Raw genomic sequence first — 20,321 nt, 5'->3', positions numbered from 1 at the left:
GCCCGCAGGAAAAGCCCTGAAACTCGGGGATTACTTCTCAAAATCCTCAGGTTCAACGTCGTTGAGGAATTCTCGGAATTGACGAACCTCACGTTCCTTGGCTTCCTTATAAGCGGCACTGTCTGTCTCTTCGCCGTCGCCGTCGTGATCGGCAATTTCAACACCAGCTTCAGCTATCAGGCTTTCGGCAGCCCAGATGGAGCACTGTGCCCGCTGGGCGATGGCGATGGCATCTGAGGCCCGCGAGCCCACGACAGTGCCATTGTCCAGAACCAATTCACCGTGAAAAACCCCGTCTTCGACCTTGGTCAGGTTCACCCGCACAATGCTGTGCTCCAAGGCCAGCACCACCCCACACAAAAGATCGTGGGTCAGTGGCCGTGGCGGAACCACTCCCTGCTCGGCCAACGCGATGGCGGTTGCTTCTGCAGCTCCAATCCAGATGGGAATGTGCCGCGAGCCAATGCGCTCACGCAGCAACACTAGCGGCTGATTGGAAGGCATCTCGATCCGCACTCCCACAATTTCCACTTCAATCATGGCGTTTCCATCTCAGCAATCCGGGCCTGCACCAAGGAACTGTGCAAGTTCAGACAGAGCTCGGCAACTTCACGGGCAGCCTCGGCTGCACGCACGGCTGAGGTGCTGTCCTTGCGGGAAGACAGCGGAGCCACCACCCGTTCCACAAGCCCGAACTCCCGTTCTGCCGCTGCCTGGAAGGGACGCAGATGCCTGGGCTCAAGCCCGTGCGCGGCTAGGGCTGTGCAGGCTTGGGCGATCCGGACGGCGTGGTCATCAAAGGTGCCGCCGCGTTGTTCCACCAAACCGTAGCTGAGCATGGTCTCGAGAAGTTCAGTACTGGCCCCCGACTCGACGCGCAATTGCTCGGCCGTTAGCCGGCGAGACTTGCTCTTAAGTTCTCGCGCCAACTCATCGGAGACCATGCGCGGAGCCACAGAAACACCGGGTGGCAGGTTCTGCGGTGTCAGTCCCTGGTCAATAGCTTCCAGATACTCGCGAATAACCTTCAGTGGTAGATAATGGTCGCGTTGGAGCCCCAGGACAAACCTGAGACGCTCGACGTCGGACTCCCGGAATTGGCGGTACCCGGCCGGCGTGCGTTGCGGGGTGATGAGGCCTTTTTCTTCATAAAAGCGAATCTTCGATGCTGTCACGGAGGGAAAATCAGTGCACAGCAAAGCCAGCACTTCACCGATGTTCAAGACAGCTGCGGCACCGGTACGCCGGCTGGTGGACGCTACGTCCACCAACCGGCGCCCGGCACCTGAATTCAGGCTTCCCATGGTGCCCTTAGGAATCCGATGCGGTATCGGCGGAACCCGTGTTCGAACTGAGGTAGTACGTCAGCCGGAACTTGCCAATCTGCACCTCGTTGCCGGTGCGCAGACGAACTGCATCTACTCTGTCCCCGTTGACGTAGGTCCCGTTGAGGCTGCCGGAATCGACAACTTCAAAACCGCCGTCGAACTTAATGAAGTTCACGTGGCGGCGCGAGACTGTGACATCGTCCAAGAAGATGTCAGCGTCAGGATGCCGTCCAGCCGTGGTGACCTGGCTATCCAACAGGAACCGGGCGCCTGCGTTCGGGCCGACGTGAGCAATGAGCAGCGCCGAACCGGCGGGCAAGGAGTTCACCGCATTTTGTTCATCGGCCGCTAAGACTGGCACCGTGGTAGGACCCGCCTGAACGGGAGGGAGCTGAATCGAAGTGGTATCTGGTGCACCGGGCTGATCCTGGAGGCCCGCCTGATCGTTCACCCCGGCGTTGTTACCTCTGTCAACCATTGGTACTCCTCCTTGAAAAAAGTTGTTGAGAGCTCATGTGAACTCCCAAAGTGTTAACAACGTACGAGCTGTTGCTGGGAAAGCCCTGATTTACCGGTTTCAGCCCCGTAATGATGAAGCTGACCCGGTACAAAGTTTCCTAGTTACGAGCCTACCTTTTCTTGGTAGTCCGCTGCACTGAGCAGGGTCCCGAAAGAGGAAGCATCGCTCAGGGTGATTTCAAACAGCCATCCGGCACCGTAGGGATCGGAGTTAATGAGCGCCGGATCCGCGTCTAGGTCCTCGTTGCGGGCCGAGACTGATCCGGTCAGCGGTGCGTAAATGTCGCTGACGCTCTTGGTTGATTCGACCTCACCGACAACGGTGTCTGCGGTGACGTCAGTGCCGGCTTCTGGCATCTGCACGTACACAACATCGCCCAGTGCATCCTGCGCAAAATCGGTGATGCCAACGCGCACCACTCCTTCAGCGGAGGGGGCTGAAACCCATTCGTGCTCGGCCGTGTAGGACAGGTCTGCGGGAATGCTGCTCATTGGGCGCACCTTTCAAGGTTCATCGCTGCCATGCGAGGAAAGTGAAGTTTAATGTAGAACGAAGTAGAACACGGCCGCCAGCTGTTTTAGCCCTTTGACCACAACCAGTCTTTAGTGTGTAACCGTACTTGACAAGTCGAAGACGAGTCGAAGGTACATTCTAGCAATATTGCTTGACTTTCCTGCCCATGGCTACGAAAAATCGACAGCAAATCTGACATGATTCAACTATGACTGAATCTGTGACACCCCCTACCAACGGCGGCCCCGAGACCACCGGAACGGTGGCAGGAGCCAAGGCAAAGATGCCCACCTGGCTTTCGCGCACCGTCATTGGTGCCGTGACCGCCGTCGTTCTCGTTGTTGGTTATCTGATTGGCTCGGTGACGGTGCCCTTGATGTGGGCCACCTCCATCAGGGACCAGATAGGCGGCCAGTTGGGCAACAGCATCCCGCTGGGCATGTTCTATGGGTTCGTGTTTACTTTTGTCCCGGTCCTGATCGCCTGGCAAGCGCACCGCAGGAAACTGAACAAGTGGGTGCGGATCTTCCTGCTGGCTCTGGGCGTGGTCCTGCTGATCCCGAACCTGCTGACCTTGGGTGTCATCTACGGCAATTCTGGTTCAGCCGCGGATGCTCGCAATATCTGGGCCAACAGTGCCAACTGGTTTGGTACGTGGAGCCAGGCCTTCATGTTGGTGGGCGTGGTGTGCGCAGTGGCCTTGATCGTCTTGGGAAGGATGTGGCTGCGTCGCAGCAAGAAGCTCCGTGAACTCAAAGCCGCCGAAAAGCTTGTCAAGAAGGAGCAGCAGTCCCGGGAACGCGCCGCTAGCGAGTACGCCAAGGAAGCCGAAAAGGCTGCTGCACGGGCACGTCGGAACGCCCCCAAAACGCCAGCACCGTCGTCAGAGCCCGCAGCTAGTTCCGGGCCCACACCGTCGATTCCCGCACCGTCTACCGAAGACCCTACGCAGCCGATGGCCTAAATGAACCCCCGCAGCATGGTCCTCGTAGCCTTGGGTGGCACCTTTGGTGTTGCCAGCCGTGAAACTCTGGGCTTAGCTTTGGCCCCATTGAACGGAACGTCCGACGACGCATCCCTCCCTTGGGCGGTGATTCTCGCCAACCTGGCAGGTGCGTTCCTTTTAGGACTGCTGTATGGAGCCTTAGCTCACCGCCGTCTGGTGCACCACACCACCCGGCTGGGGCAGACATTGAGACTCCTGTTGGGCATTGGCTTCTGCGGTGGCTTCACCACTTACAGCACTTTCGCGGTGGGCTTGGTCTTGATGGCCGGCACCGGAGATCCATGGGTGGCCGTTTTGTGGGGGTTGGGCATCGTCACCGCCGGTGCCGTAGCGTCGTGGTTGGGCCTGGCAGCGGGTGCCGGCCGCGCGAATGGATCCCAGCTGCAAACCGGAAGCCTCCCATGAACGTCCTCCTCTTTTGGGCCGTGGCCGCCTGTGGAGGGTTGGGAGCCGCCAGCCGTTTCGCTATTGACAGCGCCATCCTCAATCGGATGCGCATGAGCTTTCCATGGGTGACGTTTGCCATTAACGTCAGCGGTTCCTTTGCCTTGGGTCTGCTGACAGCTTGGCTCAACGGGGCGCTGGCAGCACCTGCGTGGATGCTACTGCTAGGTGCAGGGTTCCTCGGCGGCTACACCACCTTCAGCACCACCAGTTACGACACCGTCAGGTTGCTTAAGGAACGCCGCTTTGCCGCATCATTTTTGAATCTGCTCGGCACGCTGGTGTCGGGTGTGGGCGCCGCCGCGCTAGGGCTTTACTGCGGCTCGCTACTCTAGGAAGTAGTCCCTCTAGCTGACGCCGGAGGCGCCAGGGCGGAAGTGAGCCAAGGCCGGAGGCGCACTTTCCCAGAGCATGCGCAAGAGCGGTTGAGGCTTTCCATAGGCCTCGCGTTCCAAACGGCTCACCGGTGTGAAACCTCGTTTAGCGTAGAAGACCGCCGCTCTCGGATTATGCTCGTTGACGTCAACACTCAAAAGCGGGGACTGCTCCTTGGCCCAGTCCAAAAGGGCTCCACCAACTCCAGTTGAGCGCGCCTCATCGGCCACATACAACATGGCCACGTGCTGGCTGTCCATACCGATGAACCCCAACGTGCAACCATTTCGCTCGGCCACATGGATCCGTAACCGTGGAAGATATTCATCCCGAACCACCGGCTCGAGGCGTTCGATCGCTTCCAGAGAGAGATAGTGGTGGGTTGCTTCAACAGAGTCCCGCCACACATTTGTTAGCTCTTCAAGATCGTCGGGACCACGCCCAGGACGTAACACCAAGGCAGGGATTGCCAACACGTTTCTCCATTCTCCCCCGGAGTTTTACGCGGAGCGCGAGCCAGAACGAGTCCTTTTCTGTTGCCCGCGAACCATCTCCACCCTACTGCCGCGGCGCCAGAACCCAGCCGGAAGTGACCGAAACGTTATGGCCTTTCACTCAAAGGTTGCCGTCAGTACCCGTGTCAGCTGCGCCCGAGTGTTGACCCCAACACGAGCAAAAATGTGCCCCAAATGCGTGTCCACTGTGCGCACCGAAATGTTCAGCTTCTCGCCGATGGACTTGCTGCTCATCCCCGCAGCTACCATGGCTGCAATCTCTTGCTGGCGGGGCGTCAGCGCCAACACTTTGGCAGGCGCCGGCAACCAAATGCCCACCTGAGCCAACCCGGCGGCAGCGGCACTGACTGCGCCGGCGTCGCCGTCGTTCAATGCTTGCCCATGGGCCAACAGGGCCGCAGGAAGCTGCCCCTGCACCCGCTCCGCCGACTCCGCCAGAGCAGCTAACAACGATCCCCGCAGCCCCGGTGCAGCCGTCACCACTTGCAGGTGCCGTCCCAGTAGAACTCCGAGCAGCAGCCCCTGACTCTGGGCCAACGCAATGTACCCGCTGATGCCTTGCTCTAGTCCCTTCAGGCCCAGGGCGAGCTTCGCCAAGAGGACACGGTACCGGCTATCGACTTCGACGCTGCGGTCCATGGCAGGAAGCAATTCCTCAAACTGCTGACAGGCGTCAAGAGCCTCCGCCCGCTCCCCACGCATGGCATGAGCTTGCGCCAACCCGGCCCACACCATCGCTTCCAGACCCGTCGGAGCCAACAACCCCATGCGCGAGAGCGCGCCACGCAAATCAGCCACGGCCTGCTCCCACACCCCAAATAGTAAATAGACGTACCCGGAACCGGCCTGATAGAGCGCCGAGTCGTGCCGCTGGATGCCATCTTCCACATACTCAGGCAAGGTCACTGCCAAATCTGGCCGGCCAGCCCACACCGCTGACCAAAACCGTGCAGACATGAGGTTTGCGCGCAGCAGCGGAAAGTCGGCATGCTCGCCCCCCACCAATTTGATGTTAGTTTCAGCTAGTTCCAGCGCGTCCATCGGCCGCCCGGCTTGGGCCAGGGCATAGATGTACGACGGCGCTAGGCTCACGTTGGCGGGGTGGTTGGCCGCGGCCAGCTGTGGGCCGTAACCGGCCAGTACCTCAGCATGCCGTCCACCAAAACCCAAACGTCCCAACTGCTCTATGGCAAGTTCCGTCGCGGCGCCCCCTCCCGGCTCAACTTCTTGGGCCGCCTGATCCAGGATCGCCAAGGCGCCGTCAAGGTCGCCAAAGTGCCGCTGGCGCAGATCAGCATGAATTCTGGCACTGGCCACTATGACGGCGTCCGGTAAGGCAGTTCCTTGCTCCGCAAAGGTTCGTAGTAACACCAGGTCAGCTTCGGCACTTTCTGAGCGTCCGGCGTCGCGGTTTGCTCTGGCACTCAATAACAGGGCAGTGACCCGTTCCTGCGGAGGTAGCTGCTCGTGCTTGCGGGCCAGCGCCGCGAGGGCAGCCGCACGCTCTGGCTGCGAGAAGCGTTCCCGGACCGTCCCAGCCGCCAACAGCACCTGAGGGCTAGGCATGAGGCCGCATTCCAGCGCCCAGTCCACCCACCGGCACAGTTCTTGGGGAGAGTGCTGCTCTGGACTCGGTTCGGGAAGTAGCCCAAAGAGCTCCCGTTTCCGGCGTGGATACAGCAGTGAACGCAAGGTTTCCGCGTAGAGCGGGTGGCCAATGCGTACCGTCGGCTCGCCGTGACCGGTGGCGAGAACAATCAATCCACGATCCACCAAGGAACTCAGCACCGCGTCCGTGGCGGTCGGGGCGAGCAGGCTCAACGGGACGCTTTCCGCCAACGACACCAAATCCACTACGTCGCGTTCAGCTCCACTCAAAGTGGTGATATCGGAGGCGAGCAAGTCTACGAGCCTGCGATTGGTGCGTAGCGGCGCGGTCCAAACCCAAGCGTGTTCGGCGTAGCTCACATCCCCTGCCTCAACAATGGAATACAACAGCTCGCGTACATGCAGCGGGTTGCCGGCAGTGGCCTGCCAGAGCCTGTAGGCCATGTCATTGGAAGCCGGACCGGGCAACGCTGCACGCAGAATCAAACGGATGGAGTCGTAGCTCAACGGCACCAGATCTATCCTGTCGATCCGACCGCCGCGCCACAGCGAATTCAGTGCTGGCGGCAAACCGGGCTCCTCGCGCGAGGTGCCTACTAACTGGATCCGGCCATCGGTGACGAGCCGGGCCAGCACCCCGGCGCTGAAGTTATCCACGAGGTGTAAGTCATCGAGCGCAAGGATAAGGACCGGTGCTGGGTCTGGAACCGCAGGGTCCGGAACCGCAGGATCCGGGAGCAGCCGCGCCAGGATCTGATCGGCCACCGCATCAATGGTGGCGGCCACAGCTGTGGTGACCCCTAACCATTGCTCCACGTAGCTCAGCGCCCCAGCCTGTTCTTGGGGTGTGGGCAGGAGCAGCACGTGCTGGTTGTTCTGGTTGTTGTCCCGGATTTGAGCCAGGGCGGCCGCAGCCACCGTGGACTTTCCCATTCCAGGGGAGCCCATGACCACTACTCCCCCGCTACCGGAGCTCAATCGCTGGAGCAGCAACGCAGCATCCTCTTCCCGGCCCACAATGGGCCAGTGGACTCGCGGTGGCAAGGCGTGTTTCAAGGATTCCTGCGAGACCATGGGTAGCTTCCCCTGAGTGCGGGCCGTGGCCGCGGGCCCGCTGAGCCTGGCGGCTCTAGCAGGGTCGGCCCTGTGCATACTTCGGTTGTGATTGTATCGCTACAACCCACCGGGCAGCAGAGTGAGGGGTTAGCGGCCGCAATGTGTTTGCGGACTGGATTTGAAAACGCAGACGATGCGAGGAAAATCGCAAATTTGTCGCGTCTGCTGCAGTCTCGAACAGGTTCAGCGCAGCATCTGCTGTTTCGAAGCAGAATCCAGAATCCACCGACGCGCATTGGGTTTACAAACATTTTGGCCGCTACCCCATATTGGCCACCACCCCGGAAACATAAGGTTCCCGCTTTAAAATAGGACGACCCGCAGAGCATCGGCGAGATACTCGTACGGGCCTAACCGCCGCTAACTCTGAGAAGAGCGCCTTGGCTACTAAGAACACTACCTGCCGCGGATTGGAAGGCTTGCATCGATATGGCCCAGTGAGCGGCATGTCACACGGTTCGCATCTGCCTGCAAGCACCTCTTGCCTGTGATCCACGCAACAATACTGGTTAGTAACAAATTTCCACCACAAACGGGCAATCCCACGGTACGCTGACGATTATGAGCCAATACCAGCCTCCCATCGCAGACATCGCCTTCGCCCTCGAGCACGTTGTGGGCTACCCAGACATCGCCCAACTCCCAGGTTACGAACACGCCGATCTGGACACCGCCGTCGAGCTTCTTGAACAGTGCGGCGAGTTTATGGCCCAGGTGGTGGCCCCCCTCAACCGGCAAGGGGACCTCCAAGGATCCACACTCCAAGCTGATGGCACCGTGGTCACCCCGGATGGCTTCAAGGAGGCCTACCAGCAGTACGTCGACGCCGGATGGGGTTCAGTTCCACTTCCTGAGGAGTACGGTGGCGGCGGTTTCCCGCGCACCATAGGCCTCGCCATCCAGGAGATCTTCACTAGCGCCAACATGGCATTCTCCCTCTGCCCGCTGCTCACGCAGGGCGCCATCGATGCACTGCTGCACTATGGGGATGAGGATCTTAAAAACCGTTACCTACCCAAAATGGTCAGCGGCGAGTGGACCGGCACCATGAACCTGACGGAGCCGCAGGCCGGCTCCGATGTTGGCGCGCTGACCACGCGGGCGGTCAAGAACGACGACGGCAGCTACGCGATCACCGGACAAAAGATCTTCATCACCTACGGTGATCACGACATGGCCGAACAAATTGTCCATCTGGTATTGGCCCGTACACCGGGAGCCCCCGAAGGCACCCGGGGAATATCCTGCTTCATCGTGCCCAAGTACCTTGTCAATGACGACGAGTCGCTGGGTGAGCGCAACACCGTGGAGACCGTCTCGCTGGAACACAAGATGGGCATCCATGCCTCTCCCACGTGCGTGTTGTCCTACGAAAACGCGACCGGGTACTTGATTGGCGAAGAGAACAAGGGCATGCGGATCATGTTTGTCATGATGAACGCGGCACGTCTCGGCGTGGGCGCGCAGGGCTTGGCCCTCGCCGAACGCGCTTACCAGCAGTCGCTGGAGTACGCCCAGCAGCGCCAGCAGGGCCGGGCCATCGGCGCCACGAGCCCCAGTTCCGCCATCATTGAGTTCCCGGATGTTCGGCGCATGCTCCTGACTCAGCGAGCCAGCATCGCAGCCCTGCGGTACCTGATGCTCTTGGATGCCAGCTACGTGGACAAGAGCTCCAATGATCCAGATCCCGCCGTGCGGGTTAGGGCAGATGAGATCGTGGGTATCCTGACGCCGATCTGCAAATCCTTCGGCACCGATATGGGCAATGAACTCTCCTCACTGGCCCTGCAAATTCACGGAGGCATGGGTTTCATCGAGGAAACAGGCGTCGCCCAGCATGTGCGAGATATCCGTATCGCGGCTATTTACGAGGGCACCAACGGCATTCAGGCCGCCGATCTGGTGGGACGTAAGCTGGGTATCCGCGGTGGCGCTTCCATCTTGGAGTTCCTGGCCACTATGCGCGAAGTGGAAACAGATCTGGCCGCGGCTGGTGCTGACTTCGACGGAATACGCGAAGAGCTCGAACGCCAGTTCACCGCTCTGGAAACTGCCACGCAGTGGATGCTCCGCACGGGCCAAGGTGACCCGAACGCCGCTTTGGCCGGCTCCACACCATACCTGCGCATGTGGGGATTGTGCACGAGTGCTTGGATGCTGGCTCGGGCAGCTGTCGCGGCGGCGAAGACCGACAATGCCGAATTGGCTAACAATCAGTTGGTATTGGCACGCTTCTACGCCCAGCAGATACTGCCGCAGTGCGCGAGCCTCCTCGGAGCAGCAACGGCCGGCGCCGAGGACCTGTTCGCGTTGGACGCTCAGCAGCTCTCGGGCAACGCCAGCAAGTCCAGCAAGGTCAGCAGCTAGCCTCTGCGCTGCGATTCTCCGGACGGGCCCTCGCAGCCAGTGGTATCCTCACTGGCTGCGAGCGCAGCCCTCTGTTCCAACCAACGGCCTGAGCGATGTCCTGCCTGGCGCCTTTTCTTGAAACTCCTACAGGACGTGAGCTCTAGAGGGGCCGCACAGGCTGGCGAAGAATGGTCTTCAACTTCTCCGGCGCTGTGCGGCGCGGGTCATTCAAATAGATTTCATGGTGCTTGCCGTTGAATTGCAGCAAGTTTTCCGGCAAGTAATGCTCATGGAGGCGCTTGAGGACAGGGCCCTCGTCGTCATAAGAGCCGTGGTGCAGAATCTGCACACACAATCCCTCGAACATACTTTCGAACGTGAGTTTATTCAAGCCGGGTAGTTCCTTCTTCGCACCTACCTTAGCTGCGGCCTCGGCCACCATTGTGGCGGTGATCCAGTCCGGCTGGGTGATCATCATGGTCCAGGACCAGGCATCTTTGTCTCGGGTGATGAAGGCATCCATGTTCTCGGCCCACCAGAGTCCCTCCAAAGGTGCCACGACGTAGTCGCGACCCAGGGTGTTCTTACTTTCGAACTTCAGGGAGTAGGAGAGGGAGTACAGGGCCTCGAGAGCTTGGCTATACGCTACGGCGGTGCCAGGGTTGCCGTGGCCTTCGACGCAAAGGTACTGGAACGAGGGCACCTCAACGCGTGAGAACTCCCGAGCACTAGGTGCGTACAGCGTCCTGTGTGCTTTCTTGAGATCGTATTTATCCATGGTTCACTCCCCTGTCACTGCCTTCGCATTATGGTGTCAGTCTAGGATGAGCGGACAGCAACACCATCCCAAGGAGAATCATGCAAGCTGCATCGGGAGCTCCATTTACCGGTTGGCCGCTGGTAAGCACTAAACCGCTGTGGTGGGGGTTTGTTCCCTACATCGTCATCTCCTTGATCCACGTTGCCATCTTGGCCTTGGGGGCCGCCGACGCTGTCCAGCCGAGCAAACTACTGCTCATGCCAGCGTTAGCTCTCGCCCTACTCTGGGGCGTGTTCGGCTCTACTTACCGGACTGGCTTTGTTTCACTCCTCGCGGCGGTGTTGCTCTCCTGGCTGGGCGACGGCGTCGGCAGCTTCTTCCCGTCCGCCCCAACCCTGCCACTGATGCTGGCATTCTTTGGGTTGGCGCACCTTTGCTACATGGGAGCATTCTGGCACCACTTCATCCGCAGGCCGCTCTCGCACTGGGCTCTTGTCTATGTCATCTGGTGGATAGTGCTCCTGCTTGTCATAGCTCCCCAGGCTGGCGGGTTGGCCGTTGCGGTGGCCGTCTATGGAGTAGTTCTTGGTGGCACTGCGGCCTTAGCATCACGGTGCCACCGGCTCATCTTGATTGGTGGGGTCTTCTTCCTCGCATCAGATTCCATCCTGGCCTTCCGCCTCTTCGCCGCTGACCTCATGCCGGGTTGGACCAGTCCCTTGGTGATGGTGACGTACACGCTGGGGCAAGGCTTGATCATTGCCGGGGCACTGCTCACCCTGCATAGCCGCGTTAGCCCGCGCGGGCACGCGGATAAGGTGGTGCCATGAGGATTCATGACACTTCCCCCGCGGAGGACAACACTCCACGACGCTTCAGCGTAGATGCCGTGCTGTTTGATCTTGACGGGACACTGATCGATTCCACTCCTGCCACAGAACGCGCCTGGCGTCGTTGGGGCGAACACATGGGGCTGGAGAACTTCAGCTACGGCGCTCACGGAGTTCCTGCGCAGGCCCTCGTGGAGCAGGTCATTGAAGCAGACCGGCAAGCTGAAGCGTTCGAACTGATCAAGGCCTTGGAAATGGCTGATACCGACGGCGTGGTGCGCAAGGACGGAGCAGTGGAATTACTGGAGTCGCTGCCGGACGGCGCTTGGACCATCGTCACCTCCTGCACCCATGGGCTGGCCCAGACGCGCATGAGTGCAGCAGGCATCGCCGAGCCCGCGCGTATGGTCACCGCCGATCACGTCAGCCACGGCAAACCGCACCCTGAGCCGTTCTTGCTCGGTGCCAGCCGCCTCGGGGTGGACATCACCCGCTGCCTCGTGGTGGAAGACGCACCGGCCGGACTAGCCTCAGGCCGTGCCGCCGGTGCCGTGACACTTGCGGTGACTGGCACCAGCGCCGCAACCGAGCCCGACGCCGACCACATCGTTGCCAGCCTGTCCGCAGTAAGCGCCGAGGTCCTTCCCGATGGCCGGATTCAGATCACCTTGAGCTAGAGCCTCACTGGCATTAGACCACGGCCGAGCGCAACCGCATCCGGTACCACTGAGGGGAGGTGAGGTCCATGGGCCAGCCCAGTCCCGCCGTGGGCGCTGGCCAGACCTTGAGCATCTCCCAGCGGGGGAAGCCTTCTGTGATCTCGGCCTGAGATACGCCTTCGATCATGGAGCGGAAACGCGTCCAGCCAAACGCCAACATCAGCACGGTGGCGCCCGGGTTGGCGAGTGCCGAAACACCGGCACCCATGGCTAGACGTTGTTGGCTGTCCAAGCCTTGGAAGCAGCCAATGTCGACAAATGGATCGAAGGTGCCCAGGTCCGTGAGCGAAAGCTGCGTTACGTCGCCCAAGACGTAACACGCTGACCCATCATCGCGGGCTTGGGCCCCGGCAATCGCCTCCGGGGCTGTGTCGATTCCAGTAACGTCCCAACCGAGACGGGCCAGTTCCGAGCTGTACGTGCCACGGCCACAACCGAGATCCAGTGCCCGGCCGAATGGCTCCACACGACCCTCCAACTCCCGCTCGAACACATGGCTGATGTGTTCACCTGAAACCTTGGCGTAGCGTTCCCATGGCGTGTCCCGCCGCCCATAGCCACGATAGGCCCGCGAATAATTCACCATGGCGTGCTCCTAGCCGCGAATGCACCTATCACCAGTCACCCAGCAAGCACAGAGCGACCCGTGTAAAACGTTCAGATGGCAGTAAGTATGAAACTCGCCCACACGCCGCGCTAGAGCAAAACGTTCGTGAGTTTGCTCCAGCCCAGCATGGTACTACTCACCCCCGGGTCGGGGTCAGCGTTCTACACGCGCACCAAAAACGACGCGAGCTTGGGTTATCGCAGCACCTAGGACAGGGCGGCGACCTTGGAGCCAGGACAGCGAGGGTCCGAACGTCCATTGCGTCTGCGCTAGGTGCAGCCTCCCCCGCACGGAGTTCGATGACCGGATGAACGTGGAAGGGTCACTGGCTGCTTCTCCCACGCGCTGCACCGTAGGGAGCGGCAGGCTCCACGTGCCGGGGATGCTCCTGCGCACGCTCACGCTCGTTTCCGCGAGGATGGTGCGATCCCCACCGCGGTAGAGCGCCTGCAGCCGGCGCCCAGTGCTGCGACGATGTGCGTTCATGAGTTCCTTGGGAATTCCCCACAGTGCCCGTCCGCCAGCGCGCGACGCCGGTGAGCTCACCCAAATCTGTGGGATAGTCACCGCGAGGCGAGCCCGGTGAACCACCGGCAGCGCGACCAGCAACTCATCGTAGGCCAGGACTCCCCCAGGGGTATATTGCACAGCAGCCACGCCCACCACCGCACAGCCTGCCAACACCAAGGGCCGAGACCCAACCGGCAACTGAGTCCTCACTTCGGCTGGAAGGTCGCGGAGCGGCACCAGGAACACCCCAACGGCGAAGTTGCCGCGGAGCACCCATGGCTCAGGAGGGTAGGCGGGACCATCACCATCGTGGCGCCAGCCCTCAGCTTGCATACATCGACTCAATCGCTTCGGCTTGGTCCGTCTCCACGAGACCGCGCTTGACCTTCATTGACGGTGTCAGCTCTCCGCCCTCAATGGAAAGATCAGTGTCAAGGATGCTCCAGCGTTTGATGGTCTCCCACTTATTGAGGCGCTCATTGAGTTGCCCGATGTAGCCTTCCACGAGCGCGTGCACCGCAGGTGTTGCCACTTGCTCGGCATAGCTTGTTGCGCTCACCCCGTTCTCTTTGCACCATGCCGCAATGGAATCGGGGTCCAAGGTGATCAGTGCGACGCAGTACGGGCGTGTGTCACCAAAGACCAGCATCTGACTGACATACGGGCACAGTGCCTTGAAGGTGGCCTCTACCGCACCAGGGACGACGGTCTTGCCGCCGGATGTTTTGATGAGGTCCTTGATGCGCCCCGTGATGGTCAGGAAACCCTCGGAATCCAGTGAGCCTTGGTCGCCGGTGCGCAACCAGCCGTCTTCGGTGAAGGCTGCTTCGCTCTCGCTGGGGAGGTTGTTGTAGCCGGACATGATGTGCGGCCCGCGCAGTTGGATCTCACCGTCTTCGCCGATCCGAACATCAGAGCCCGGCAATGCGCGCCCCACTGTGCCGAACTTATTGTCGATGGGCCGCCCACAAAAGGCTCCCGCCGTGGTTTCGGTGAGTCCGTACCCCTCGATGATCAGAATACCGGCGGAGTTGAACCATTCGGCAATTTCCCGGTTCAGTGGAGCTGAGCCGGAGATGAAGAACCGAACGCGCCCTCCGAAGCGTTCGCGCACCTTGGAGAACACAAGCTTGTCAAAGACGCGGTGGCGTAACACCAAGCCTGTGCCGATGCGTTCCCCCGCTACTCTGCGGCGTTCGTACTCAGCACCCGCTGCGAAAGCACTGTTGAAGATCTTCTCTTTGAGACCACCCTCGGCCGCCTGAGTGGAAAGAATCTTGCCATACGCTTTTTCGAAGATTCGCGGAGCAGCACCCATAAAGGTGGGCTTGATGACAGCTAGGTTTTCGATGATCTTATCGACGCGGCCATCGATCGCCGTCGTGAAGCCAACAGCAAGCTGTGCAGAGAGGATGACCTTGCCGAAAGAGTGTGACATTGGCAGCCACAGGAAGTTGACATCGTCGGTTCGCAGGAAACCCAGCGCCTTGAGTGCCTCACCCTCGTACACCCAGCAGTGATGCGTGAGCCTCACACCCTTAGGCCGTCCGGTGGTACCCGAGGTGTAAATGAGGGTGGCAAGGTCGCCGTGGCCTATGGCGTCCGTTGCCACGGTGACCGCGTCAGGTACCTCGGCGAGGTGTTCGCGGCCAAGACCACGAACCTCAGCGAGCGACATGGTGCCGGGAACATCATCGATCGAGATGACCTTCTCAAGGCTCCCCGGACGCGAGGTGATCTTCTCGAACTGCTCGGCGTCCTCGACGATCGCGAACCGACACCGCGCGTCAGCCAGGATGTACGCGGCGTCCTCGGCCGACGTCGTCGGATAGATGGTGGTGGTGGCTCCCCCGGCACACATCACCCCCAAATCGGCCAGGAGCCACTCATAACGGGTATTGGCGACGATTGCGACTGTGTCCTCCTTGGCCAGGCCGAGGGCGAGCAGGCCCGCAGCCACCTCGTAAACCTCCGCGGCAGCCTCGGCCCACGTCACCGAGATCCAGTTCTCACCGATTAGGTAGCGGTAGGCCTCGTGATTGGGTGTGCTCTCCACACGGCGTCGCAACATCACCCCCAATGAGGGCGCAAGGTTTTGTAGGAATTGGGTGTCAATTGTCTCGGTCATTCTCACTCCTTGGTGGGGGCCGGGCATGGACTACTTGGTGGCGTAGCGGGCGGCCTGTTCACGGCCGATGATCTCCTTCATGATTTCGGTGGTGCCGCCGTAAATGGTTTGGATGCGCGAGTCGCGGAAGGCGCGAGCGATGGGGTATTCGAGCATGTAGCCGAAGCCGCCGAAGAGTTGCAGGCAGCGGCTGGTGGCACGTACCTGCAGTTCGCTGGCCCACCACTTCGCCTTGGATGCTTCAACTGCTGTGAGCTCCCCCTCATTCAGGGCGAGGACGGCCTTCTCCACGTAGGCGCGGGTTACGTCGGTCTCGGTCTCGAGTTCGGCAAGGACAAACCGGGTGTTTTGGAAATCGCCAATCTTTTGGCCGAAGGCGGTGCGCTCGTGGACGTACTCCAGCGTCCACCGCACGGCTGCTTCGGAGGCGGCCACCCCTGCCACGGCGATGGAGAGCCGCTCGCGTGGCAAGCGTTCCATCAGGTACCGCATGCCGCCACCGAGTTTTCCCAGGAGACGATCCTCTCCCAGCCTGACATCCGTGAAGAAGAGCTCAGCGGTGTCTTGGGCGCTCAGCCCGATCTTCTCCAGCTTGCGCCCGCGGGAGAAGCCTGGGTCTGAAGTCTCAACGACGAACAGGCTGAAGCCGCGGGAGCCCGCTTCTGGATCGGTTTTGGCCACGACGATCACCAGATCTGCATGGATGCCGCTGGTGATGAAGGTCTTGGCCCCATTGAGGACCCATTGATCACCGTCCCGCACGGCTGTGGTGCGAATGCCTTGCAGATCGCTCCCTGTGCCTGGTTCGGTCATGGCGATGGCGCCGATGATGCGCCCGTCGGCCATGCCCGGGAGCCAACGCTTTTTCTGCTCATCGTTGGCCAGATCAAGCATGTAAGGGATCAAGATGTCCTCTTGCAGACCGATCCCGACGCCGAACGACGTCACCGCAGTGCGCGCCACCTCTTCGGCGAAGATGAATCGGTAGCGGTAATCAGCTTCGCCACCGCCGCCGAATTCCTCAGGCACAGCGAGCCCGATCATGCCATGAGTTCCCGCACGCAGCCACACCTCGCGAGGAATGAGGTGTTCTGCCTCCCACGTCTCGTAGTGGGGTTCCACTTCTCGGCGCAGAAACTCGCGCACGCTCTCCCGGAACGCCTCATGATCTTCGGTGTAGAACGTGCTCTTCATCTGGTGTCCTTATCTAGTGGAGGGTTGCCTTTGGCTGAGGGAAGCTGTTCGAGGATTAGCGCAACGCAACGCTCCGGGTCATCGGAGAATGGGAGGTGACCGCAGCCATCCAGGAGAACATGGTGAGCCCTCCCCCAGACTCGGCGAGCTCGCAGCGACTGGGAACGGGCGGGAAGCACCATGTCACGGCGACCCCACACGATGGTGGTGGGAACGCCGTCGGCCGCGGGAACGGCGCGCTGCGTGGCGAATGCGGCACGTGCAGGGCCAAAACCATCGCAGGACGCCAGGGCGGCGAGATCAGCGATGGCCGCCTGCGGGTCGACGTGAGCGGGCCGCCCGAACAGCGGGAACAGCAGCAGCGCCCGTCCGGCCCGAGTGCGCAGCGCCGCTCTGAGCGGTCGCGGCAGGGCCTGGGCCGCGGTGCGCAGCACGCTCAAGATGCCAACGCACCACCGGCGCTCAGCAGCGTTCCAAAAACCAATAGGCGCGAAGGCGGTAACCCGTCCGGCGATGCCACGATGGGCCAGTTCCAGCGCAATACCCGCCCCCATGGAGCTGCCAACAATGTGTGGCGAAAGGATGCCGCGCGTTTGGAGCTCGGCGCTCACCCAATCGGCAAGACCAGCTGTTCCGGGACGCAACGATGGATCGCTAGGCTGCACGCCGAATCCTGGGAGATCGAACGCGTGCACGCGGTGATGCTGTTCGAGGGAAGCGATGATAGGCGTGAAGATCTGCCAGCGGGCACCGAGACCATGCAGGAGCACAATGTTCTCCCCCGCACCGCCTACGTGCACCGCGGCCGTCATGAGGTGCCGGGTTCGAAGGTTGGCGGCACAGTCTGTGGACGGACGCTGTTGGGGCGCACTGAGTTTCCGCGGATGGTGGGCTCCGGCAGCCGCACCGGCAGCCGCACGGGTAGGCGCAGTGCGCCAGGAGCCGTCTCCGGTACCACGGGATGAGCCGGCGCAACAGCGTCGATGCGCTGATACGCCTCACCCAGGCGCGGACGAGGGTCGGCGTCGCCCTTGTTGGGCCAGAACGACATGGCTCGCTCAGCCTGCGCCGTGATGGTCAGCGACGGGTTCACCCCGAGGTTCGCCGTGACCGCGGAGCCATCGGCAATATGCAGCCCGTCGTAGCCAAAAACGCGCTGGTACGGGTCGATCACACCCTCGGTAATAGAGGTGCCAATGACACAGCCACCAATGAAATGGGCTGTCATCGGGATGCCGATCAGATCGGCCGATGAGCCACCCGCTAGCCCGTCAACGCGCTGTGACAGGTCACGGGCCACTCGGTGCGCGGTGGGGATCCACTCGGGATTAGGCTCACCCCGCCCCTGCCGTGTGGTCATGCGCCGGCCAAACAATCCGCGCTTCAGGTAGGTGCTCAGCGAATTGTCCAGCGATTGCATGACCAGCACAATGACTGATTGTTCCGCCCAACGCGACACCGAATGCATGCGTAGCCCCGCCCGCCAGCCGAGCTTGCGGTACGTCTGCACTGCCGCCCGCCAGCGCGGAATCCCCTCCACAGGGTCCACAAGGTGTGCGTTCAGGAGCGCGAGCAGGCTCGAGCCGTGCCCATATCTGACCGGTTCAACATGAGTCTGTGGATCCGGATAGAACGACGACGTAATGGCCGTTCCATGGGTCATGTCGGCATCCGCTGCACTCGATCGAGCAGACAAAACCGCTTCGGAGTTGGTCCGGCTGAGCTCCCCCAGCCGTGGCGAGAGTCGTGGGAGCGAGCGCTGCTTGAGCCGGTGCAAGAGGCGTTGGGTATTCAGAGCGTTGCCGGCGAAGACCACGTGCTCCGCGGTGTAGCTCGCCCGCTTGAGCGGGTTGCCGGTAGCGTGCCCGCTGACGCGATACCGTCCACCCGAAATGGGTTGCACATCGGTCACGGTAGTCAGCGCCTGGATGCTGGCACCTGCGCGCTGGGCGAGTGGGAGATAGTTCTTCACGATGGTGTTCTTTGCACCAACGCGGCAGCCTGTCATACACGCACCACATTCGGTACATCCGTGCCGCGCAGGTCCCATGCCCCCGAAGAAGGGGTCAGCGGCGCCAATGCCCGGCCCGTCGCCAAAGAAGACGCCCACGTCAGCCGGGTGCAGCGTCTCACTCACACCGTATTCCTCGGCCAGTTCACGCATCAGCTCATCGGCAGCTGTTGTATCGCGAGCTGTTGTGACACCCAGCATCCGCTTGGCCTGGTCATAGTGGGAAGCAAGCTCGGACTTCCAGTCAGTGATGTGCGCCCACTGCGGGTCCCGGTAGAACGCATCCAGCGGCTCGTACAGCGTGTTCGCATACACCAAGGATCCGCCACCAACGCCCGTGCCGCTGACAATCAAAACATTGCGCAGCAACGTCATCCGCATGATCCCGAAGCAGCGCGCGGCGGGGAGCCAGAGATAACGACGCGGCCGCCACGAGGTCTGCGGGAGTTCATCGTCACTGAACCACCGGCCCGCTTCGATGACAGCGACGCGATAGCCCTTCTCACTCAAGCGCAGCGCTGCGACACTCCCGCCGAAACCGGAGCCGATCACCACGACGTCATAGTCGTTCATGCGGCCAACTTATCCCACTATTGACAGTTTGCCAATAGCCGATCAGACTAGCGCTATGGACCACACCCCGAGGACTCGGCTGAGCCCGGATGCGCGGCGGCAACAGATACTTCACGCCGCCAGCAAGCTCTACCGTGAACGCCGCTACGACGATGTCTCGCTGGAGGAACTGGCTGCCGCGGCCGGAGTCGCGCGTGGTTTGTTACACCACTACTTCGGCTCAAAGCGCGAGCTCTTTCTGGCAGTCATGACCGCGTCCGTACGGCTGCCTCTTGAACAACTACCCGACCTCGATGGCCGGTCCATCAGCGAGAGAGCCACACTGACCATGTCGTGGATCCTTGAGGGTGCGCAGAGCTACGGCCAGAGCTGGGTCAACGCCGCCGGCGCCGAACAATGGAACCCCGACAACGATGTGCAGGCCCTCGTTGACGCCGCCGATGACCGTGCCGCCCGCTTCATGCTCGATGCACTGGGGCTTCCAGACGACGCCGGGTTGCGCCCGCGGCTTCGCCCGGTGGCCGCTCTCACCAAGGCACTGTGCCGCGAGTGGTTGCAGCGAAAGACCCTTACTCGCGATGAGGTGCTGGAGCTCAGCACGGCGGCGGTTCTGCGCGCCGTGCGGGTGAGCTGATGCCGCGCATCGGGATCATCGGCTCCGGGTTCGGCGCTCTTGCGGTCGCTGCCGAATTTTTGCGGCACGGCTATTCTGACGTGCGGCTTTGGGAACGCTCCGATGCAATGGGTGGTTTTTGGCGTGACAATACCTACCCCGGCGCTGCATGCGATGTCCCTTCCCCGTTCTATTCCTTCTCCTTCGCACCATCGAAGCAGTGGCCGCGGCGCTACGCCGAGCAACCGGACATCCTGGCCTATCTACGGACCGTAGCCCAGCGCGAAGGGGTAACCTCCCGCACACTTGTGAATACCGAGGTACGCAGCGCACAGTGGAGCGGGACGGCATGGCACGTGACGTTCGCCGACGGCACGCACGAGGAAGTTGACGTGCTGGTCAGCGCCGTAGGCCAGCTACCCAACCCCACTATCCCCGCGATCCCGGGGGCCGGGAGCTTCCGGGGCCCAACGTTCCACTCGGCGCAGTGGCCTGCAGACCTCGATCTGGGGTTAGCCTGAATTAGTGGACACCCGAATTAGCGGGATTTTTGATCCTGCTGAGAGGATGTCAGTGATGTCAGAGAAGAAAAGTCAACGTCG

21 protein-coding genes are annotated in these 20,321 nt (G+C 61.3%); 8 read left to right on the top strand and 13 right to left on the bottom strand.

Annotated features, from left to right (window positions below; translation table 11 throughout):
- Nucleotides 1–30 precede the first annotated feature (30 nt).
- The 4 genes from AB0O97_RS17230 to gcvH form a co-directional block, all read right to left on the bottom strand.
- The gene (locus AB0O97_RS17230) at nucleotides 31–540 is read right to left on the bottom strand and encodes a bifunctional nuclease family protein (protein WP_363884296.1); all 510 of its coding nucleotides are present in this window, start codon (nucleotides 538–540) and stop codon (nucleotides 31–33) included.
- A complete protein-coding gene (locus AB0O97_RS17225; protein WP_363884294.1) occupies nucleotides 537–1,304 on the bottom strand; it encodes a MerR family transcriptional regulator in 768 nt (255 codons plus the stop codon). Before AB0O97_RS17225 ends, AB0O97_RS17230 begins: the two co-directional genes overlap by 4 nt.
- 7 nt (nucleotides 1,305–1,311) lie before the next feature.
- A complete protein-coding gene (locus AB0O97_RS17220) occupies nucleotides 1,312–1,806 on the bottom strand; it encodes an FHA domain-containing protein (RefSeq protein WP_363884292.1) in 495 nt (164 codons plus the stop codon).
- Nucleotides 1,807–1,949: 143 nt separating this feature from the next.
- Nucleotides 1,950–2,339 carry a glycine cleavage system protein GcvH gene (gene gcvH / locus AB0O97_RS17215; RefSeq protein ID WP_363844372.1) on the bottom strand — a complete coding sequence of 130 codons (390 nt, stop codon included), beginning with the start codon at nucleotides 2,337–2,339 and terminating at the stop codon, nucleotides 1,950–1,952.
- 230 nt (nucleotides 2,340–2,569) lie between these two features.
- Between gcvH and AB0O97_RS17210 the strand changes: the two genes are divergently transcribed.
- The 3 genes from AB0O97_RS17210 to crcB are packed head-to-tail and all read left to right on the top strand — an operon-like array spanning nucleotide 2,570 to nucleotide 4,146.
- A complete protein-coding gene (locus AB0O97_RS17210) occupies nucleotides 2,570–3,325 on the top strand; it encodes a hypothetical protein (protein WP_363884291.1) in 756 nt (251 codons plus the stop codon).
- Nucleotides 3,326–3,772 carry a CrcB family protein gene (locus AB0O97_RS17205; protein WP_363884289.1) on the top strand — a complete coding sequence of 149 codons (447 nt, stop codon included), beginning with the start codon at nucleotides 3,326–3,328 and terminating at the stop codon, nucleotides 3,770–3,772.
- Nucleotides 3,769–4,146 (top strand): fluoride efflux transporter CrcB, encoded by a 378-nt coding sequence (gene crcB, locus AB0O97_RS17200; RefSeq protein WP_363884288.1) that lies wholly within the window; start codon nucleotides 3,769–3,771, stop codon nucleotides 4,144–4,146. Before AB0O97_RS17205 ends, crcB begins: the two co-directional genes overlap by 4 nt.
- A 12-nt stretch (nucleotides 4,147–4,158) precedes the next feature.
- Here crcB and AB0O97_RS17195 read toward each other — a convergent pair whose 3' ends face one another.
- Together AB0O97_RS17195 and AB0O97_RS17190 are read right to left on the bottom strand one after the other, a co-directional pair.
- Nucleotides 4,159–4,662 carry a GNAT family N-acetyltransferase gene (locus AB0O97_RS17195; protein WP_363884286.1) on the bottom strand — a complete coding sequence of 168 codons (504 nt, stop codon included), beginning with the start codon at nucleotides 4,660–4,662 and terminating at the stop codon, nucleotides 4,159–4,161.
- Nucleotides 4,663–4,797: 135 nt separating this feature from the next.
- The gene (locus AB0O97_RS17190) at nucleotides 4,798–7,383 is read right to left on the bottom strand and encodes a LuxR C-terminal-related transcriptional regulator (protein WP_363884284.1); all 2,586 of its coding nucleotides are present in this window, start codon (nucleotides 7,381–7,383) and stop codon (nucleotides 4,798–4,800) included.
- Nucleotides 7,384–7,986: 603 nt separating this feature from the next.
- Between AB0O97_RS17190 and AB0O97_RS17185 the strand changes: the two genes are divergently transcribed.
- The gene (locus AB0O97_RS17185) at nucleotides 7,987–9,792 is read left to right on the top strand and encodes an acyl-CoA dehydrogenase (protein WP_363884282.1); all 1,806 of its coding nucleotides are present in this window, start codon (nucleotides 7,987–7,989) and stop codon (nucleotides 9,790–9,792) included.
- A gap of 142 nt (nucleotides 9,793–9,934) precedes the next feature.
- Here AB0O97_RS17185 and AB0O97_RS17180 read toward each other — a convergent pair whose 3' ends face one another.
- Nucleotides 9,935–10,552, bottom strand: coding sequence for a GyrI-like domain-containing protein (locus AB0O97_RS17180; protein WP_363844352.1), 618 nt, complete (start codon nucleotides 10,550–10,552; stop codon nucleotides 9,935–9,937).
- 80 nt (nucleotides 10,553–10,632) lie between these two features.
- On the opposite strand from AB0O97_RS17180, the gene AB0O97_RS17175 reads away from it, so the two are divergent.
- Complete coding sequence (locus tag AB0O97_RS17175) at nucleotides 10,633–11,364, top strand: lysoplasmalogenase family protein (protein ID WP_363884280.1); 732 nt, start codon at nucleotides 10,633–10,635, stop codon at nucleotides 11,362–11,364.
- A complete protein-coding gene (locus AB0O97_RS17170; RefSeq protein ID WP_363884278.1) occupies nucleotides 11,361–12,041 on the top strand; it encodes an HAD-IA family hydrolase in 681 nt (226 codons plus the stop codon). Before AB0O97_RS17175 ends, AB0O97_RS17170 begins: the two co-directional genes overlap by 4 nt.
- A gap of 13 nt (nucleotides 12,042–12,054) precedes the next feature.
- On the opposite strand, the gene AB0O97_RS17165 is transcribed toward AB0O97_RS17170, so the two are convergent.
- The 6 genes from AB0O97_RS17165 to AB0O97_RS17140 all read right to left on the bottom strand — a co-directional run bounded on the left by AB0O97_RS17165 (nucleotide 12,055) and on the right by AB0O97_RS17140 (nucleotide 19,106).
- The gene (locus tag AB0O97_RS17165) at nucleotides 12,055–12,669 is read right to left on the bottom strand and encodes a class I SAM-dependent methyltransferase (protein ID WP_363884276.1); all 615 of its coding nucleotides are present in this window, start codon (nucleotides 12,667–12,669) and stop codon (nucleotides 12,055–12,057) included.
- 174 nt (nucleotides 12,670–12,843) lie between these two features.
- A complete protein-coding gene (locus AB0O97_RS17160; protein ID WP_363884274.1) occupies nucleotides 12,844–13,533 on the bottom strand; it encodes an acetoacetate decarboxylase family protein in 690 nt (229 codons plus the stop codon).
- The gene (locus AB0O97_RS17155) at nucleotides 13,523–15,328 is read right to left on the bottom strand and encodes an AMP-dependent synthetase/ligase (RefSeq protein WP_363884272.1); all 1,806 of its coding nucleotides are present in this window, start codon (nucleotides 15,326–15,328) and stop codon (nucleotides 13,523–13,525) included. The genes AB0O97_RS17160 and AB0O97_RS17155 overlap by 11 nt, the downstream gene beginning before the upstream one ends.
- Before the next feature lie 30 nt (nucleotides 15,329–15,358).
- Nucleotides 15,359–16,522 (bottom strand): acyl-CoA dehydrogenase family protein, encoded by a 1,164-nt coding sequence (locus AB0O97_RS17150; RefSeq protein WP_363884271.1) that lies wholly within the window; start codon nucleotides 16,520–16,522, stop codon nucleotides 15,359–15,361.
- On the bottom strand, nucleotides 16,519–17,334 hold the full coding sequence (locus tag AB0O97_RS17145) for an alpha/beta fold hydrolase (protein ID WP_363884269.1): 816 nt from the start codon (nucleotides 17,332–17,334) through the stop codon (nucleotides 16,519–16,521). Before AB0O97_RS17145 ends, AB0O97_RS17150 begins: the two co-directional genes overlap by 4 nt.
- Nucleotides 17,331–19,106, bottom strand: coding sequence for a GMC family oxidoreductase (locus AB0O97_RS17140; protein ID WP_363884268.1), 1,776 nt, complete (start codon nucleotides 19,104–19,106; stop codon nucleotides 17,331–17,333). The genes AB0O97_RS17145 and AB0O97_RS17140 overlap by 4 nt, the downstream gene beginning before the upstream one ends.
- Nucleotides 19,107–19,161: 55 nt before the next feature.
- On the opposite strand from AB0O97_RS17140, the gene AB0O97_RS17135 reads away from it, so the two are divergent.
- Together AB0O97_RS17135 and AB0O97_RS17130 are read left to right on the top strand one after the other, a co-directional pair.
- Nucleotides 19,162–19,740, top strand: a complete 579-nt coding sequence (locus AB0O97_RS17135; protein ID WP_363884266.1) for a helix-turn-helix domain-containing protein — start codon at nucleotides 19,162–19,164, stop codon at nucleotides 19,738–19,740.
- A complete protein-coding gene (locus AB0O97_RS17130) occupies nucleotides 19,740–20,240 on the top strand; it encodes an NAD(P)/FAD-dependent oxidoreductase (protein ID WP_363884265.1) in 501 nt (166 codons plus the stop codon). The genes AB0O97_RS17135 and AB0O97_RS17130 overlap by 1 nt, the downstream gene beginning before the upstream one ends.
- Nucleotides 20,241–20,321 lie beyond the last annotated feature (81 nt).

The organism is Specibacter sp. NPDC078692, assembly GCF_040686835.1.
GTDB lineage: Bacteria > Actinomycetota > Actinomycetes > Actinomycetales > Micrococcaceae > Specibacter.
The sequence above is the reverse complement of the archived record's forward strand: the minus strand, read 5'-3'. Positions and strand labels throughout refer to the sequence as shown.

What these genes read in the sequence shown, in the direction of transcription:
- AB0O97_RS17230 (WP_363884296.1), bottom strand. Translation starts at nt 540, where the DNA reads ATGATTGAAGTGGAAATTGTGGGAGTGCGGATCGAGATGCCTTCCAAT.
- AB0O97_RS17165 (WP_363884276.1), bottom strand. Translation starts at nt 12,669, where the DNA reads ATGGTGAATTATTCGCGGGCCTATCGTGGCTATGGGCGGCGGGACACG.
- AB0O97_RS17210 (WP_363884291.1), top strand. Translation starts at nt 2,570, where the DNA reads ATGACTGAATCTGTGACACCCCCTACCAACGGCGGCCCCGAGACCACC.
- AB0O97_RS17205 (WP_363884289.1), top strand. Translation starts at nt 3,326, where the DNA reads ATGAACCCCCGCAGCATGGTCCTCGTAGCCTTGGGTGGCACCTTTGGT.
- AB0O97_RS17130 (WP_363884265.1), top strand. Translation starts at nt 19,740, where the DNA reads ATGCCGCGCATCGGGATCATCGGCTCCGGGTTCGGCGCTCTTGCGGTC.
- AB0O97_RS17135 (WP_363884266.1), top strand. Translation starts at nt 19,162, where the DNA reads ATGGACCACACCCCGAGGACTCGGCTGAGCCCGGATGCGCGGCGGCAA.
- AB0O97_RS17170 (WP_363884278.1), top strand. Translation starts at nt 11,361, where the DNA reads ATGAGGATTCATGACACTTCCCCCGCGGAGGACAACACTCCACGACGC.
- AB0O97_RS17155 (WP_363884272.1), bottom strand. Translation starts at nt 15,328, where the DNA reads ATGACCGAGACAATTGACACCCAATTCCTACAAAACCTTGCGCCCTCA.
- AB0O97_RS17175 (WP_363884280.1), top strand. Translation starts at nt 10,633, where the DNA reads ATGCAAGCTGCATCGGGAGCTCCATTTACCGGTTGGCCGCTGGTAAGC.
- AB0O97_RS17180 (WP_363844352.1), bottom strand. Translation starts at nt 10,552, where the DNA reads ATGGATAAATACGATCTCAAGAAAGCACACAGGACGCTGTACGCACCT.
- crcB (WP_363884288.1), top strand. Translation starts at nt 3,769, where the DNA reads ATGAACGTCCTCCTCTTTTGGGCCGTGGCCGCCTGTGGAGGGTTGGGA.
- AB0O97_RS17185 (WP_363884282.1), top strand. Translation starts at nt 7,987, where the DNA reads ATGAGCCAATACCAGCCTCCCATCGCAGACATCGCCTTCGCCCTCGAG.
- AB0O97_RS17190 (WP_363884284.1), bottom strand. Translation starts at nt 7,383, where the DNA reads ATGGTCTCGCAGGAATCCTTGAAACACGCCTTGCCACCGCGAGTCCAC.
- AB0O97_RS17145 (WP_363884269.1), bottom strand. Translation starts at nt 17,334, where the DNA reads ATGACGGCCGCGGTGCACGTAGGCGGTGCGGGGGAGAACATTGTGCTC.
- gcvH (WP_363844372.1), bottom strand. Translation starts at nt 2,339, where the DNA reads ATGAGCAGCATTCCCGCAGACCTGTCCTACACGGCCGAGCACGAATGG.
- AB0O97_RS17225 (WP_363884294.1), bottom strand. Translation starts at nt 1,304, where the DNA reads ATGGGAAGCCTGAATTCAGGTGCCGGGCGCCGGTTGGTGGACGTAGCG.
- AB0O97_RS17160 (WP_363884274.1), bottom strand. Translation starts at nt 13,533, where the DNA reads ATGCAAGCTGAGGGCTGGCGCCACGATGGTGATGGTCCCGCCTACCCT.
- AB0O97_RS17220 (WP_363884292.1), bottom strand. Translation starts at nt 1,806, where the DNA reads ATGGTTGACAGAGGTAACAACGCCGGGGTGAACGATCAGGCGGGCCTC.
- AB0O97_RS17140 (WP_363884268.1), bottom strand. Translation starts at nt 19,106, where the DNA reads ATGAACGACTATGACGTCGTGGTGATCGGCTCCGGTTTCGGCGGGAGT.
- AB0O97_RS17150 (WP_363884271.1), bottom strand. Translation starts at nt 16,522, where the DNA reads ATGAAGAGCACGTTCTACACCGAAGATCATGAGGCGTTCCGGGAGAGC.